Annotated in this window: 13 protein-coding genes; 5 read left to right on the plus strand and 8 right to left on the minus strand. The window is 72.2% G+C overall.

What is annotated here, in order from left to right:
* Positions 1-7 precede the first annotated feature (7 nt).
* The 6 genes from FFT21_RS18575 to FFT21_RS18595 form a co-directional block, all read right to left on the minus strand.
* On the minus strand, positions 8-406 hold the full coding sequence (locus FFT21_RS18575; protein ID WP_137815171.1) for a type II toxin-antitoxin system VapC family toxin: 399 nt from the start codon (positions 404-406) through the stop codon (positions 8-10).
* On the minus strand, positions 403-576 hold the full coding sequence (locus tag FFT21_RS28865; protein WP_153816559.1) for a hypothetical protein: 174 nt from the start codon (positions 574-576) through the stop codon (positions 403-405). The genes FFT21_RS18575 and FFT21_RS28865 overlap by 4 nt, the downstream gene beginning before the upstream one ends.
* 123 nt (positions 577-699) lie before the next feature.
* Positions 700-1,530 carry a helix-turn-helix domain-containing protein gene (locus FFT21_RS18580; RefSeq protein ID WP_137815172.1) on the minus strand — a complete coding sequence of 277 codons (831 nt, stop codon included), beginning with the start codon at positions 1,528-1,530 and terminating at the stop codon, positions 700-702.
* 217 nt (positions 1,531-1,747) lie between these two features.
* Positions 1,748-2,596 carry a lysozyme gene (locus FFT21_RS18585; protein ID WP_225978540.1) on the minus strand — a complete coding sequence of 283 codons (849 nt, stop codon included), beginning with the start codon at positions 2,594-2,596 and terminating at the stop codon, positions 1,748-1,750.
* Between the two features lie 132 nt (positions 2,597-2,728).
* On the minus strand, positions 2,729-3,595 hold the full coding sequence (locus FFT21_RS18590) for a lysozyme (RefSeq protein WP_225978541.1): 867 nt from the start codon (positions 3,593-3,595) through the stop codon (positions 2,729-2,731).
* Positions 3,596-3,764: 169 nt separating this feature from the next.
* Positions 3,765-4,559 (minus strand): lysozyme, encoded by a 795-nt coding sequence (locus FFT21_RS18595; RefSeq protein ID WP_137815228.1) that lies wholly within the window; start codon positions 4,557-4,559, stop codon positions 3,765-3,767.
* A gap of 825 nt (positions 4,560-5,384) precedes the next feature.
* On the opposite strand from FFT21_RS18595, the gene FFT21_RS28870 reads away from it, so the two are divergent.
* On the plus strand, positions 5,385-5,561 hold the full coding sequence (locus tag FFT21_RS28870) for a hypothetical protein (RefSeq protein ID WP_153816560.1): 177 nt from the start codon (positions 5,385-5,387) through the stop codon (positions 5,559-5,561).
* On the plus strand, positions 5,561-7,720 hold the full coding sequence (locus FFT21_RS30340; protein WP_192909625.1) for a putative bifunctional diguanylate cyclase/phosphodiesterase: 2,160 nt from the start codon (positions 5,561-5,563) through the stop codon (positions 7,718-7,720). Before FFT21_RS28870 ends, FFT21_RS30340 begins: the two co-directional genes overlap by 1 nt.
* Before the next feature lie 16 nt (positions 7,721-7,736).
* On the opposite strand, the gene FFT21_RS18605 is transcribed toward FFT21_RS30340, so the two are convergent.
* Both FFT21_RS18605 and FFT21_RS18615 read right to left on the minus strand, forming a co-directional pair.
* A complete protein-coding gene (locus FFT21_RS18605) occupies positions 7,737-9,593 on the minus strand; it encodes a glycoside hydrolase family 15 protein (protein WP_192909626.1) in 1,857 nt (618 codons plus the stop codon).
* A gap of 174 nt (positions 9,594-9,767) precedes the next feature.
* Positions 9,768-12,515, minus strand: a complete 2,748-nt coding sequence (locus FFT21_RS18615) for a glycoside hydrolase family 2 protein (protein ID WP_137815175.1) — start codon at positions 12,513-12,515, stop codon at positions 9,768-9,770.
* Positions 12,516-12,723: 208 nt separating this feature from the next.
* Between FFT21_RS18615 and FFT21_RS29235 the strand changes: the two genes are divergently transcribed.
* From FFT21_RS29235 to FFT21_RS18630, 3 genes are all read left to right on the plus strand, one after another.
* Positions 12,724-13,335: a DUF3558 domain-containing protein gene (locus tag FFT21_RS29235; protein ID WP_225978549.1), complete on the plus strand. Its 612-nt coding sequence runs from the start codon at positions 12,724-12,726 to the stop codon at positions 13,333-13,335.
* A gap of 98 nt (positions 13,336-13,433) precedes the next feature.
* Positions 13,434-13,826, plus strand: a complete 393-nt coding sequence (locus FFT21_RS18625; protein WP_137815177.1) for a transcriptional regulator — start codon at positions 13,434-13,436, stop codon at positions 13,824-13,826.
* Between the two features lie 58 nt (positions 13,827-13,884).
* Complete coding sequence (locus FFT21_RS18630) at positions 13,885-15,153, plus strand: WXG100 family type VII secretion target (protein ID WP_137815178.1); 1,269 nt, start codon at positions 13,885-13,887, stop codon at positions 15,151-15,153.
* Positions 15,154-15,211: the final 58 nt, after the last annotated feature.

Raw genomic sequence — 15,211 nt, forward strand, 5'->3', positions numbered from 1 at the left:
GGCTCGGTCAGTTCGTCCCGGGCAACACCGCCAGCCCACGATCGGCGGCCACCCGGGCCAGTCGCTCGTCGAACGTGGCCAGTTTCGACGCACTGACCCGTTCGGCGGCGAGCAGCACGCAGCAGTCGGGCATCTTCAGGCCGGTATGCGCGCGAATCTCGGCCAGTCGCGGCGCTTCGCTGCCCATGGTGGGCACGGCGGTGATCTCCAGTTGGCTGACCAGAATATCGATCACCCGGTCCGCCGCGCCGCGGACCACCGGGCGGACCAGCGTCTCCGCCAGGGCCAGTGCGCTGGTGGCGAACGGGCTGCCCGCCTGCTCGGCGAGCAGGGCGGTGGCCGTGGCGTGATGCGGGTCGGTGTCGTCGAGGTAGGCGATCAGGATCGTCGCGTCGAGCGCGATCACTCCGGCCACTCCTGGTGCAGCCGCTCCAGGTAACCGGCCTCGTAGGTGCCGGAGAGCGCGCCGGCGTTCGCGGTGATGAGCCGGCGCCGGTGCTCGACATCGCCGCGCAGTGCGCGCTGCCCCTCGTTGATCAGGCGCGCAGCAACTGGGGCGGCGTCTCGCCGGGCCACCGCCGGGCCGCCGCGGCCAGCGCGGACTGCACGTCGTCGGTCGCGGTGATCATGTACCGCTGCCGCTCGGTGGGCATACCCGTATCCTACTGAGGTGCAACACTTGGTGCAGCACCGGGCCGATCAGCCGTCCGGGCAGAGCCGGGCGAGGCGTTCGGCGGACGGGGTGCCCGGCTCGGCGGTGAGCACCAGCAGGTGCTGCTCCTGCGGGCCGGCCAGCCGCATCATCTCGTAGTCCAACTCCAGGTGGCCGAGCACCGGATGCTGGTACTCGACCGGACCGTAGCCCGGCTCGACCACGTCGTAGTACGGCCACCAGGCGCGGAACTCGGGGCTCGCCTCGGTGAGCTCGTCGACCAGCTCAGTGACCCGGGCATCGTCCGGCCAGTGCGTGGTGGACGCGCGCAGCCGGGCGATCAGTTCCCGGCCGACGCGCTCCCAGTGCACGTACATCTCCCGGGCGCGCGGGTCGAGCAGCGTGAAGCGGAGCAGGTTGCGCTCCCGCACCGGCAGGTCGGACCAGCGGGTGTGCAGCGCCTCGGCCGGCGCGTTCCACGCCAGCACGTCGAGGCGGTGGTCGCACACCCAGGCCGGGGTGGGCAGCGAGGTGACCACCCGGAGCACCGGCGCGCGCACCTCCTCGGCCGGTGCCGGCGTGCCGGCCGCCGGGCCCTGCTCGGCGAGGGCGAACAGGTGGGCCCGCTCGTCGTCGTCCAGCCGCAGCACCCGGGCCAGCGCGTCGAGCACGCTGCTCGACGGCTGGTGCGCCACGCCCTCCTCCAGCCGCGTGTAGTAGTCCACGCTGAGCCCGGCGAGCAGCGCCAACTCCTCGCGTTGCAGCCCGGGGGTGCGGCGCAGGCTGCCGCCCGCGATCAGCCCCACCTCGCCGGGCCCCACCCGGGTTCGCCGTGACCGCAGGAACGTGCCCAGGTCACCGCCGGTTGTCGCGCTCACGCCTCATTCACCCCTGCCGCCGGATTCCACCCAGTATGGGCCAACCGGGTGCGCCGCCTCCCCGCCGGGGCTCCGGCATCCAGCGGGCGGAACGGGGCTCCGCAGGGTCCTCGGGGAGGAGCAACCCCCGTTCGGCCCGCTGCATGCGGCGTCAGTTCCGGCCCCGGCGCGTTCCTCGACTCGTCATCGTCGCTCCGTCCAGGTCCGGAACGCGCCCTCAGCCGAGCGCCAGTGCGGTCAACCGGTCCGTGGCGCCGTTGAAGTAGTCCTGGTCACCGGGGAACACCCCGCTGTCGGCGTACTGCCAGAACGTCCAGAACGCCCAGCCGGCCGGCAGGGTGCCCGGACTGCTCGCGTAGCGGGCGATGAACAGCGGGTTGGTCGAGCCGAGGCCGGACCAGTTCCCGGTGCACTGCGTCCACCAGGTCGTCGACGTGTAGACGGTGGGGTAGCGGCTGGTGCGGGCGTGCACCCGGTCGCTGAACGCCTGGATCCACGAGCGCATCGCGGCCTGGCTCAGCCCGTAACAGGCGGCCCCGTACGGGTTGTACTCGACGTCCAGCATGGGCGGCAGTGTCTTGCCGTCCCGGGACCAGCCGCCGCCGTGGTTGACGAAGTAGTCGGCCTGGGTGGCCCCGCCGGACCGGTCCGGCAGCGCGAAGTGGTACGCGCCGCGGATCAGGCCGGCCTGGTAGGAGCCGTTGTACTGCTGGGTGAACGAGGGGTTGGTGTACCCGGTGCCCTCGGTGGCCTTGACGTAGGCGAACTTCGCACCGTTGGCCACCACCGACGTCCAGTTCACGCTGCCCTGGTAGGCGCTGACGTCCAGGCCCGGGGTGCGGACGACGTTCGGCAGTACGCCCGACCCGGGCTCGCGGCCCTCGTGCTTGACGATCTCCGAGCCGGCGTGGTCGGCGTCGGGGTGGGTGATCCCGGGCTCCGCGGGGACGCCGGCGGGCGTGGCCGCGGCGCCGGGCGTACCGGCCAGGCCGCATAACAGTGCGCTGGTGAGGAGGCCCGCGGCGGCCGGCACCAGCCGCCACCGGGCACCGAGCATGAGTCGCATCGTGGACCCCTTCCTGGGTGGGACGCCGGCCGCCGGGTGGCGGCCGGCAGGCGACGAGTGTGCTTGACAATGAACCAAAAGTCACGCTTTCGCGTTACTAATTTTCTGTTCACCTGAACGGGCGGCGGACGATCAGCCGAGCGCCAGTGCCCTCAGCCGGTCGAGTGAGCCGTTGAAGGAGTCCTGGTCGCCCGGGAAGGCGCCGGCGTCGTCGTACTGCCAGAAGGTGTGGAAGTCCCAGTCGAACGGCATCGGGCCGGGGTCCGCCGCGTACCGCGCCAACCACAGCGGGTTGGTGTCGCTGAAGTCGCCCAGGTTGCCGGTGCAGGCCGACCACCACCGGGTCGAGGTGTAGATCGTCGGCCACCGACCGGTACGGGCATGCACCTGGTCGCTGAACGCCCTGATCCAGCCGACCATGTCCCGCTGGGACAGCCCGTAGCAGATCGGCCCGTACGGGTTGTACTCGATGTCCAGCGCGGGCGGCAGCGTCCGGCCGTCCGGCGACCAGCCGCCGCCGTGGTCGACGAAGAAGTTCGCCTGGGCGACCCCGTCGGAGACGTTGGGCAGCGCGAAGTGGTAGGCGCCGCGGATCAGGCCGGCCTGGTAGGAGCCGTTGTACTGCTGAGCGAAGAACGGGTTCCGGTAGGTGGTGCCCTCGGTGGCCTTGACGTAGGCGAACGCCGCCCCCTTCGCGACCACCGCCGCCCAGTCGACGTTGCCCTGGTGGCTGCTGACGTCGAGGCCCTGGGTACGGGCCACCCGGGGCGGCGGCACACCGCGGGACCGGCCGGTCCCCTCGCGCCGGGCGATCTGCGCGCCGGCGTGGTCGTCGTCCGGATTGGCCGGACCGGCCGGCGGGGCGGCGGGGCGCGCGTTCGGCGCGGGTTCCGCCTGCGCCGGGGCTCCGGCCGGAAGCAGGGCGGGTGCGGCGCACAGCGCGCCGCCGGTCACCGCCGCGAGCAGCGCCCGCAGCATTCCTCGAACAAGCGATCTCATGGTGGCCTCACAGGTGCGAGCTGGGGCCAGGGGCGGCGGGCACGTGCGGCGCCGCCCTCCGACCGGACAGTGTCGCCGCCTTACCAACTGATTAGCTATATTTGCGGTTAATTTGTCACGGACATGGTGCAAGGAATGCGGCCGACCAGGGCTACCGGTGGCAACCCGTTCAGCGGAGCGCGAATGCGTGCAGTTGGCGCTGGTCGCCGTTGAAGTAGTTCTGGTCGCCGGGCAGCGGTCCGGAGTTCGCGTACTGCCAGATGCGATGCACCGTCCACCCGGCGGGCAGGGCACCGATGCGCGGGCCGTACCGCGGGATCCACAGCGGGTGCGCGCCACCCAGGCTGCGGTCGTTACCGGTACACCGCGCCCACCACCGGGTGCTGGTGTAGATCACCGGGTAGCGGCCGGTCCGCGCCCGCACCCGCTCGCTGAACGCCCTGATCCAGCCGACCAGGTCCCGGGGGCTCATCCGGTAGCAGGCATCGCCGTACGGGTTGTACTCCATGTCCAGCGCCGGGGGCAGCGTCCGCCCGTCGGGTGACCAGCCGCCGCCGTGGTCGACGAAGAAGTTCGCCTGGGCGGCGCCGTCCGACCGGTCCGGCAGGGCGAAGTGGTAGGCGCCGCGCACCAGGCCGGCCCGGTAGGAACCGTTGTACTGCTGGGCGAAGTACCGGTTGTGGTAGGTGGTGCCCTCGGTGGCCTTGACGTAGGCGAACCGGGCGCCGCCCGCGGCCACCGCGGCCCAGTTGACCGCGCGCTGGTGGGCGCTGACGTCCACCCCCCTGGTCAGGCCGGCCCGGGGCGTGGGTGGCGCGGCGCGCTCCAGCACCCCGCCCTCGTGCGCGGCGATCTGCGAGCCGAGGGCATGGTCGTCCGCGTCGCCGGCAGTGGCGCCGGCCTCGGCCGGAGCGGTCGGTGCCAGGAGCAGGACGGTGGCGGCGAGCGCGGCCCCGCCGATCATGGCGATGCGGCGGCGGGCATGGGTTGACGCAATCACGGTTCCCCCTTTGGGCGGGTCCGCCTGGGCGCGGGACAAACGGCGCCGCCGCGAATAGCGGGAGGCCGCGGCGGCGGTTGAGTCCTAACCCCGTGCCGGCCGGGCAGCAATTCGCGCTAACTCGTCCGGCTTACCTTTCCGGGCGTCGAAAGACGTAACCGCGTCATGCGTTCGATGTCATTCCCCGAACCGTTCACCGGGTGGGAAAGTCGATCGGCCGATTCCCGGCCACGGCCCGCTCCGGCCGGCCCAGCACGGTGCTCGAGGACCGCCGGGCCACGGCGCGCGGAGGCCGCGCGGTGTCGTCCTTCCGGGTGGTGTTGCACCGGAACGGGCCGAATCGCCGTGATATCCACCAAAGAGGGGGTCGGCTCGTCCGTCCGGGGCACGGCCCGGGTGCCGGCACCGCCGGCCGGTTCCAGCTCTTGGCGCCCGGCCGGCGTCCGCCCGGCACGGAACGCGGTGCCGACCACGCCGCCCGGGGTGGCCGCCGGAGCACCGTGGTCCCGGCCGGGCCGGACCGCCGCTCCCGGCGGGGCAGGGCCCCGGCGGGCCGGAACCCGGTGCGGTGGGGAGGCGCGGGACTGCCCCAAAAGGGGCTCGCCGGAAAGCGCGATGTAAGTCACGCAGAGTGCTCATGAGGGGCGGTTTCTGCCGGCAAACACCCGGCTCACGGCCGCACAACGGGCCAAGCGGCCGGTGCATAGTCGGTCACCGTCCGCCATGATTGGGTGGTCACGTCCGTATCCCCCCACTCGGGGGCCGCGCGAGGATGAGGTGACCCGTGGGGTGGACCGGCCTCACGCGCGGACGACCGCCCCGTATCCGGGTAGCAGAGAGCAGGTGATCTCCCTGGTCGGCGACGGGCTGGTGGAGGCGAAAGCCGCCGAGCACCCGCCGCGGGCGCTCGATGTGCGGCACGAGCGAGCGGGCCGCGGCCCGACCTCCGCCGGGCGGAGGTGGTGATGGACCAGGTCAGCCAGCACCTCCCGGGCGCGGGTGCCGCCGTCGGGCACGACGTGCTCACCGGCGCGGAGTCGTTCGCCAGGATGTGGGCGGCCGCGGTGATCGGCACCAGCTACGTGCCGATGACCAGGGCCGAGGTGGTCGTCCACCTGCACTGCCTGACCGACCAGTTGGTGGAGGCGCTGTTCGCCAACCCCTTCCGGGCCGCGGTGGGCTACCAGGTCGGCGCCAAGCTGGTCGAGGCCCACTTCACCGGCACCGAGTCGTTGAGTCGGACGATTCACCTGATCGGCGACGAGTTGCTGGTCGAGCTGGGCGTCGTCGAGGACGAGCGCATGCGGTCCCGGCTGGCCGCCCTGCAGGGCACCCTGGCCGCCGGCTACGCGCAGGCGCTGAAGGAGCGGACGTTGCGCGAGCAGGAAGCCATCCGCCAGGCGGTGCTGGACGCCAGGGACCACGCCGAGGCGGCGCTGCGGGCCAGCGAGGCCCGGTTCCGGGCGATCTTCAGCGAGGCCGCCATCGGCATCGGCATCGCCGATCTCTCCGGCCACGTCGTGGACGCCAATCCGTCCTTTCTGGACATGCTCGGGTTCACCGCGGCGGAGATGCGCAGCCGCAACGTGGTCCGGGACTTCATGCATCCGGAGGACGCGGCCAGCGTGTGGCGGCTCTACGAGGAACTGGTGCGCGGCGAGCGGGACCACTACCGGGTGGAGAAGCGGTTCTACCGCAACGACGGCGAGGCGGTGTGGACCCACCTCACCGTCTCCCTGGTCCGCGACGACCGCGGCGAGCCCAAGTACCAGCTCGCCATGGTGGAGGACGTCACCGACCGGCACCTGCTGCAGAACCGGCTGCGGTACCAGGCGCTGCACGACCCGCTGACCGGGCTGCCCAACCGCGCGCTGTTCCTGGAACGGCTGCAGCGGGCGTTCAACACCACCACCCCCGGCGCCAGGGTGGGCCTGTGCTACCTGGATCTGGACGGGTTCAAGGTGATCAACGACAGCCTCGGCCACGACGTCGGCGACCAGTTGCTGGTCGCGGTCGGCCGCCGGCTGGACGAGTCGGTGTCCGGGCCGGGCCGGCTGGTGGCCAGGATGGGCGGGGACGAGTTCGTCATCCTGGTGGAGGGCACCTCCGGCACCCAGGACGTGGTGGACGTGGCCGACCGGGTGCTCCGCTCGCTGGAGAATCCGGTGCGCATCGGCGGGCACGAACTGTCCATCTCGTCCAGCATCGGCATCGTCGAGCGGGCCGTCGAGGGCACCACCTCGGCCGACCTGATGCGCGACGCGGACATCACGCTGTACTGGGCCAAGGCGGACGGCAAAAGCCGCTGGGCCCTGTACGACCCGGAGCGCAACGCCCGTGAGGTGGCCCGGTTCACGCTGTCCGCGACCATGCCGGCGGCGCTGGAGCGCGGCGAGTTCTTCGTGGACTACCAGCCGCTGGTTCGGCTGGACGACAGCACGATCGCCGGCGTCGAGGCGCTGGTGCGGTGGCAGCATCCCGAGTTCGGCCGGCTCGCTCCGGACCGGTTCATCGCGCTGGCCGAGGAGACCGGGCTGATCGTGCCGCTCGGCCGGTGGGTGCTGCGCGCCGCCTGCCAGCAGGCCCGCGCCTGGCTGGACGCCTTCGGCGAGTGCGCCCCGTTCGTCAGCGTCAACCTGGCGGTGCGCCAGTCCCGCGACCCCGGCCTGGTCGCCGACGTGCGGCGGATCCTGGACGAGACCGGGTTGCCCGCCACGCACCTGCAGCTCGAGCTGACCGAGAGTGCGATCATGGACACCGCTGACGAGCCGCTGGAGGCGCTGCGGGCGCTGTCGGAGATGGGCGTCCGGATCGCCATCGACGACTTCGGCACCGGCTACTCCAACCTGGCCTACCTCCGGCATCTCCCGGTGCACGAACTGAAGATGGCCGGTTCCTTCATGGAGGGGCTGCGCGCGGCCGAGGGCGCCGACCCGGTGGACGCGCAGATCGTGGCCACCCTGGTCTCGCTGGCGCACGCGCTCGGCCTGACGGTCACCGCCGAGGGGGTGGAGACCGCCGCGCAGGCCGAGCGGCTGCGCCGGATCGGCTGCGACTCGGCGCAGGGCTGGTTCTTCGCCCGGCCCGGTAGCCCGGCCGACATCGAGCGGCTGCTGGCCCGCTGAGCGCGAGCGGCTCCGGCTACCCGCGGCGGCTGCGCTCGTGCCGGGTGCGGGTCTCCGGGGTGCCGTAGAGCAGCGCGGCACCGTTGACCAGGGCGAGGTGGCTGAACGCCTGCGGGAAGTTACCGGTCGCCCGCCCGGCGGCCGGGTCGTACTCCTCGGCGAGCAGGCCGACATCGTTGACCAGCCCGAGCAGCCGTTCGAACATCGCCTCCGCTTCGGCGCGCCGGCCGGCCAGCGCCAACGCGTCAACGAACCAGAATGAGCAGGCCAGGAACGACCCCTCCCGGCCGCGCAGACCGTCCACAGGGGACGTTTCCGCGCCGGTGGTGTAGCGGGCGACCAGGTCGCCGTGCTTCAGTTCCCGCTCCACCGCGGCCAGCGTGGCCAGCACCCGCTCGTCGGTGCCGGGCAGGAAACCGACCGCGGGAATCCGCAGCGTGGCGGCGTCCAGTTCGGTACCGCCGTAGTATTGGGTGAACGCGCCGACCTCCGCGTTCCACCCCTTGTCCAGCACCTCGGCATGCACCTGGGCGCGGATCTCCCGCCAGCGGTCCACCGGCCCGGGCAGGCCGTCCTCCTCCACCGCGCGGATCGCCCGGTCGAAGGCCACCCACACCATCACCCGGGAGTGGGTGAAGTGCCGGGCCGGGCCGCGCACCTCCCAGATGCCCTGGTCGGGCTCCTGCCACATGGTTTCCAGGTGGGCGAGGAGGCCGCGCTGCATGGCCCACGAGTCCGGGGTCTCCGCGATCCCCCGCTCGCGGGCCAGGTGCAGCGCGTCCATCACCTCGCCGTAGACGTCGAGTTGCATCTGCCGGTGCGCGGCGTTGCCGATGCGCACCGGCCGGGCCCCCTGGTAGCCGGGCAGCCAGTCCGCCTCCCACTCGATCAGGTGCCGCTTGCCGGTCACCCCGTACATGATCTGCACGTCAGCCGGGTCACCGGCGACCGAGCGCAGCAGCCAGTCGCGCCAGGCCACCGCCTCGTCGGAGTAGCCGAAGTTGTCGAAGGCGAGCAGGGTCAGCGTGGCGTCGCGGAGCCAGCAGTACCGGTAGTCCCAGTTGCGCTCGCCGCCGAGCGCCTCGGGCAGCGACGTGGTGGGGGCCGCGACGATGCCGCCGGTCGGCGCGTAGGTCAGCGCCTTGAGCGTGGCCAGCGAGCGGTGCACCGCCCACTCGTGCGGGCCGGTGTAGGTGGCCCGGCTGGTCCAGTCCAGCCAGAATCGCTCGCTGCTCCGGACCACGGCGGCCGGGTCGACCGAGGGTGGCAACGCGTCCAGATCCGCCACGTACTCCATGGCCCACGCCAGCCGCTGCCCCTCGGCGACGGTGAAGGTGGCCGAGTGCGCCCGCTCGTGCGGCACCCGGAACGGCAGCCGGTCGCCGCGCAGCAGCACCGCGTCCGGCCCGGCCACGGCGAGGATGCACTGCTGGTGGTCGCGGGTGATCCGGCGGACCCAGGGCACCGAGTCGGCGTAGGCGAACCGGACCACCCACCGCATGCCCACCTCGACCTCGCCGGACACCCCCTCCACCACGCGCACCAGGCACGGCTGGTCGATGCCGTCCCGCTCCCTCGGCGGCATCGTGTCGACCAGCCGGACCACGCCGTCGTCGGTGCGGAACTCGGTCTCCAGCACCAGCGTGTTGTCCCGGTACCGGCGCCGCACCTCGCGGACCGCCGCGGTGGGCGCGATTCGCCAGTGCCCGCAGTCCCCGTCGCCGAGCAGCCGGGCGAACACCGAGGGACTGTCGAACCGCGGCAGGCACAGCCAGTCCACCGAGCCGTCCAGCCCGACCAGCGCGGCCGTCCGCAGGTCGGACAACAGCGCGTAGTCCTCGATCCGCCCCGGCCCCACAGCGTGCCCAACCACGTCACCGAATCTAGCCGTCACTCCGCTGGCTCGCCGAGGTGCCCGGCGGCGTGCTGGCCACGCGGAACGTCAACGACTTCGCGGACACCGACGTGGCGATCGTCGGTCCGTGGCCGGTGCGGACGGAACCGTGAGCCGGGGCGGGCGGCGCTGCCCACCCCGGCTCACTCCCGGTCAGCGCGCCTGGACCTGTCGCTCCGGCACGTTGAAACCGGACACCGTGACGATCGGGGCGGCGCCGGCGAGGTCGGCGGTGCGGTAGCGGGCCTGCAGGGTCACCGTCTCACCCGGCCACAGGGTCACGTCGTCGTCGGACCAGGTGACCGGCAGCACCAGGTCGCCGTCGTGTCCCTTGTGGACGCTGGCGCGCAGGAAGAACGCCACCGGGCCGTTGCCGGCCGGGTTGGTCAGCGTCACCGACGTAATGGTCATGTCGCCGGAGCGGGTGCTCGACGCCCGCGCGTCGACCGTGCCGCGCGGCAGGTGCTGCAGCCCGGTGAGGTCGGCGTACCCGCTCTGCGGGGTGTCGTACCAGGTCGACTTGTCCCAGTTCAGCGTGTCGTCCTTTGTGGACAACCAGTACACGTTGCGGTCCAACACGTTCCCGGCGGCGTCGAGCAGCAGTAGCCGGACGAAGTAGGCGCCGGACACCCCGGTGGGCTTCGGCACCGGGTCCAGCCGGGTGGAACCGCTGTCCTTCGCGGTCACCGCCGTGGTCGTCCGATCGGATTTCACCGCGCCGGACAGGTCGAACACGGTGGTCCGCACGGACAGTCCAGGTACGTCGGCCAGCCCGGTGTTCACCAGCGCCACCGAGCGGTCGTCGTAGGAGTACTGCACGTGCAGCGGGCGCAGCGCGGTCTTGGCGCCGAAGTACGACCCGGCCGGGGACAGCGCGTGGTCGAACAGGTGCCAGTACAGCGTCGGCCAGGCGTTGTTCAGCATCCAGTAGATGACCCCGGTGGCCGGATTGTCCTTGTTGGACTGGTCGCGGCCGAACGACTCGAACTCGGCGCGGTTGACCTCGTAGTTGGCCAGCTGCGCCTTGCCGACGAAGTCGTCCAGGCTGGTCGGTTTGCCGTACCGGTTGGCCAGCGCCGTGGCGAACGACCCGAGCTTGTCGAACTCGGGGCTCGGCGAGAGGTGGTACTGCGGCTTCGTCGGGTTCCGCCACAGGTCGTCCAGCTCCGCCGGGGACAGGTACTTCCGCAGCGTGTCCAGCTCGGGGATGGTGGGCCCGGGACCGACCTCGGAGGCGAAGCCGAAGGAGCCGCCCAGCCTGCCGGCGTACCAGTAGTTCGGCGGCACCCACCAGTACGGGCCGTCCATCTTGTTGCCGGAGGCGCCGAGCTGCGGGCTGGACGCCTTCGCGGCGGACGGAATGATCGGCACCTGCCAGTCGGCGGCGCGCAGGCCGGCCAGGTACTCCTGCTCCACCCTCGCTGGCGGGGCGGTGTCGCTGCCGACGTAGAAGCCGATCACGCTGGGGTGGTTGCGCAGCCGCTGGCCCTCGGTGGCCGCGGACGCCGCCGCCACCGCGTGGTCCGCCTCGGTGAACGAGTCGTACGACTGCCACTTCGAGCAGCACTCCCAGCCCGGCAGCAGCATGATGCCCATCCGGTCGGCGAGCTGGTACAGCTCGTCGTTCTCCTCCTTGCCCTCCAACCGGATCGTGTTCAGCCCCAGGTCACGGACGTAGCCGAGCTGGTCGGCCAGCCGCTTCGGGTCGTAGCGCAGGAACAGGTCCGAGGCCCAGCCGCCGCCACGGAGCAGCACCGGCCTGCCGTTGACCACGAACTGCCGGCCACCCGAGGCGTTCACGGTGGACTTCACGTCCCGGATGCCGAAGTCGGTGCCGGCGGAGTCGGACAGGTGGCCTGCGGTGCTGGCGGTCAGGTCCAGGTGGTACAGCGGCTGGTGGCCGTACTGGTACGGCCACCACACCCGCGGGTGCGCGATCCGCAGTTGCGGGTAGTCCGCTGGCGCGAAGGTCACGGTGCGCGTCTCGTTCGGCGCCAGGCTGACGTTCCGGGCGAACGTGATGTCGCCGATCGTGCCGGCCACCGCGCTGGTCACCGGCCGCGGCGTGTTGTTGCGCACCTCGGCCTTCACGGTGAGCGCCGCGCTTTCCAGACCGGGCAGTGCCAGCGCGGTGACCACCCGCGGGTTCCGCACCGACACCGGCCCGGACTCGGCGATCTGGACGTCCCGCCAGATGCCCATGTTGTTGTCGGGCGCGGGTTGCGTCCAGTCCACGAAGCTGATGATCAGTTGCTTGGCGGGGTCCGCCGGGAAGGCCTTGATCGCGACGGCGTTGCCGCCCCGGCGCAGCAGCCCGGTGACGTCGAACTCGTGCGCCGGGTAGGCGCCGGCGACCTGGTCCGGGCCGGCGACCCTGCTGCCGTTCAGCCATACCTCGGCGCTCGGGATGACCCCGCCGGTGAGCCGGAGGAACGTGTGGTTGCCCGGTTTCGGGTCGGCCGTGAAGGTGCGCCGGTACCACCAGGGCACGGCGAAGTCCTTCCGGTCCACCTTGTCCCGCAGGTTGGTGGAGTAGCCGAGGTCCGGGTACCTGCCCGCGGCGACGAGCCCGCCCATCACGGTGGACCGGGCGGGCACGGTGAGCCAGCCGGTGTCCCGGTAGCCGGGCGCGGAAACCTGGGCGCCGTCCTGGCCGACCGTGCCGCTGGAGGCCATGCGCCAGTTCGGGATCGTGGTGACCCGGCCGGGGTCGGCCGGCGCGGCGACCCCGTCCCCGGGGGTGGCCGTCGCCGGTGGCGCTCCCGGCATGGCCAGCGCCGCGCCGAGGGCGGCGACGAGTAGGGGGACCCGCTTCCTGCGGAGTGCGGCCGTCCCGCCGCGGGGCGGCCGGCGGCGGTGCCCGCCGTGGTCGCCTCGGCTGCCGCGCCTGGGCACGATCATCGGAACTCCTCGGGAGGTCGGGCGGCGGCGCCAACAGATTTGTAAAGAACCTTTCTCTTCGGCCAAGGTGCGGCGCAATGCTCCATTGGGCCCACGTTTCCGTTGCCGTTACCCCGATCGGCCCGCGCCGAACGAACGGTGCGGCCGTGACCGACGTGTACGCCGGTTCCGGTCATACCGAGATCGCGGGTTCGGTAGGTTGACCACCATGTGGAGAACCTGGCGGCGTCTGGCGGTCGGCCTCGCTGCCCTTTCCCTGCCCGGCGCGCTGATCGCCGGCTGCTCAAGCACGTCGACCGGCACGCCGACGCCGACCGGCACCGGTGCCTCTTCGGCCACCGCCGGCCCGCCGTCCAGCGCCAAGCCGTCCTCAACCCGGCCGAAGACGATCGACCTCAAGGGGGTCGATCCCTGCCAGATCCTGACTCCGCAGCAGCGTCAGCAGTTGGGGTTCCAGGGCGGCGGCAACCCGTCGAACGCGTCCGACGTGTACCAGCACGCGAAGACGTGCGAGTACTACGACCACGGTGAGGACCTGTCCGGCGACTTCATGCTCGTTACCACCAAGGGAATCGAGGGCTTTTCCGACGGCACCTACAACGCCGAGACGCAGCCGATCCAGGTGAACGGCTTCCCGGCGTTGATTGCGAAGATCCCCGGTATGGCGATCTCATGTGCGGTCGTCGTCGACGTTGCGGACGGGCAGTTCCTGGACGTGCAGTTCGTCTCTCCGGGCGGCGACGGGTCCAAGCAGGGCCTGATGTGCCAGAAGGCGCAGCAGATGGCACAGGCGGCGGTCGGTTCACTCGCCGCGAGGTGACCAAAGTCCCGGCCAACTTGTCCGGAACTGATCCACCGTGTCATGCGTCAGCAGTAGAGTCATCACAAGCGCACAGCGTTGGATGAGGGAGGCGGGCGGTGTTCCTCGCTGATGGCGGTCCGGTGACGCCCCGTGCGGCGGCGACCAACACGACCACGCCCAGTGGGCCGCACAAGCTCAAGATCGACCCTTCGGCCATTCCCGAGGCGCGCAAGCTGTTCGAGAAGGCCATGAACGATCTCCGCGCGCAACTGCAGCAGGCGACGTACGACCTGCAGGCGCGTAACTGGGCCGGCGACCCGGTGAGCAAGGAGACCGCGCAGAAGTTCAACCAGCACACCTTCGACGGCGCGGACGCGGCTATCCAGGCGCTGACGGGGTACCACAACCAGCTCAAGGCGGCGCACGACGCGCTGCTGCGGAGCGAGCAGCAGTACACGCGCGTCGAGGGTGACAACGCGGCACTGTGGGGCAGGTCCCAGCGCGCCTGACGCCGCTCCGCCACACACCTGATCGACCTGGCACACCTGCACAGAGGGGGCGACCTGGATGGGTGACCACCGATGGCGTGGCTATGGCCACCCAGAGCTCTACAAGATGATCCACGAGGGGCCCGGTCCCGCGGCGTCCACCGGGTTGGACGAGCGCTGGGGCACCATCGCGAGCACGCTGGAGCAGATCAACAGTGACCTGAACCAGGGCCTCGCCAAGCTGGGGGCGAGCTGGGAGGGCGCCGCCGCGGACAACGCGCAGCAGGGCCTCTCCCCGCTGGGGCAGTGGGCCACCGACGCGCAGACCGGCGCCAACGTGATGAAGATTTCCGCGCAGGACCAGGCGAACTACATCGCCACCGCGCGGTCCTCGATGCCGGAGCCGGTGCAGGTGACCACCGAGGCGCCGTCCACGCTCGACATGATCGCCGCCGGGGCGTCCGGCAACCCGTTCGCCATCGCCGACGTGATCCGGCAGCAGAACGACCACGAGGCCCAGGAGGCCAGGCAGGCGGCCGCCGCGGACAAGGCCGTCCAGGTCATGGAGACCTACCAGAGCAGCTCCGAGTGGAACGCCAACACGCTCGGGCAGTTCGTGCCGCCGCCGGACGTGGTGGTCGACACCCCGCCCCCGGCGGGCAGCGGCGCCGGCGGTGGGGTCGGCTACGCGGGCCCGCCCGGCTACTACGCCGGCTCGGGCGCCGGCGGTCGCGGCCGCACCGCCGCCACCTTCGCCTCCGGCACGTCCGGCGGCTGGACCAGGCCGTCCGGTGGCTCCGGCCCGACCGGCGGCTCGGCGTTCACCGGCGGCGGCGCTGACAGTGGCGGCTCCACCTGGAGCAGCGGCAACCTGCCCAATCCGGCCACGCCGCCAGGCACCGGGCCGGGTGGCGGGCTCCCGATCGGCGACGGCCAGGGTGCCGGCCGCCCCGGACCGGGATTCGGCGGCGGGCTGCCGCTGGGCCCCGGCCTGGGTGGTGGGGCCGAGGAGAACCTGCCCCGCGGTGGCCGCTTCGGCGGCACCGGTCCGCTCAGCCCGGAGGAACTGGCCGCGCGGGGTGGCGGTACCGGTAGCGGCGGCGGCCGGTCCGGGCTGGCCGGGGCGCGCGGTGCCGGTGTGCTCGCCGAGGAGGGCCCGCTGGGCCGGGGCGGCGCCGGCATGGTCGAGGGCGAGCCGGCCGGCCGTGGCGGGGTCGGCGGCCCGATGGGCGGTGCCCGAGGCCGGGGCGAGGACGACGACGAGCACCAGCGGCCGGACTACCTGGTCGAGACTGAGGACGTGTTCGGTGACGAGCGCCGGGTCGCCCCACCGGTGATCGGCGCCTGACCGCGCGGGTCACGGACACGGGAGCCCGCCGGACCGGTCATCCGGGTACCGGCGGGCT

Source organism: Gandjariella thermophila (genome assembly GCF_005405885.1).
In the GTDB taxonomy this organism is placed as follows: domain Bacteria; phylum Actinomycetota; class Actinomycetes; order Mycobacteriales; family Pseudonocardiaceae; genus Gandjariella; species Gandjariella thermophila.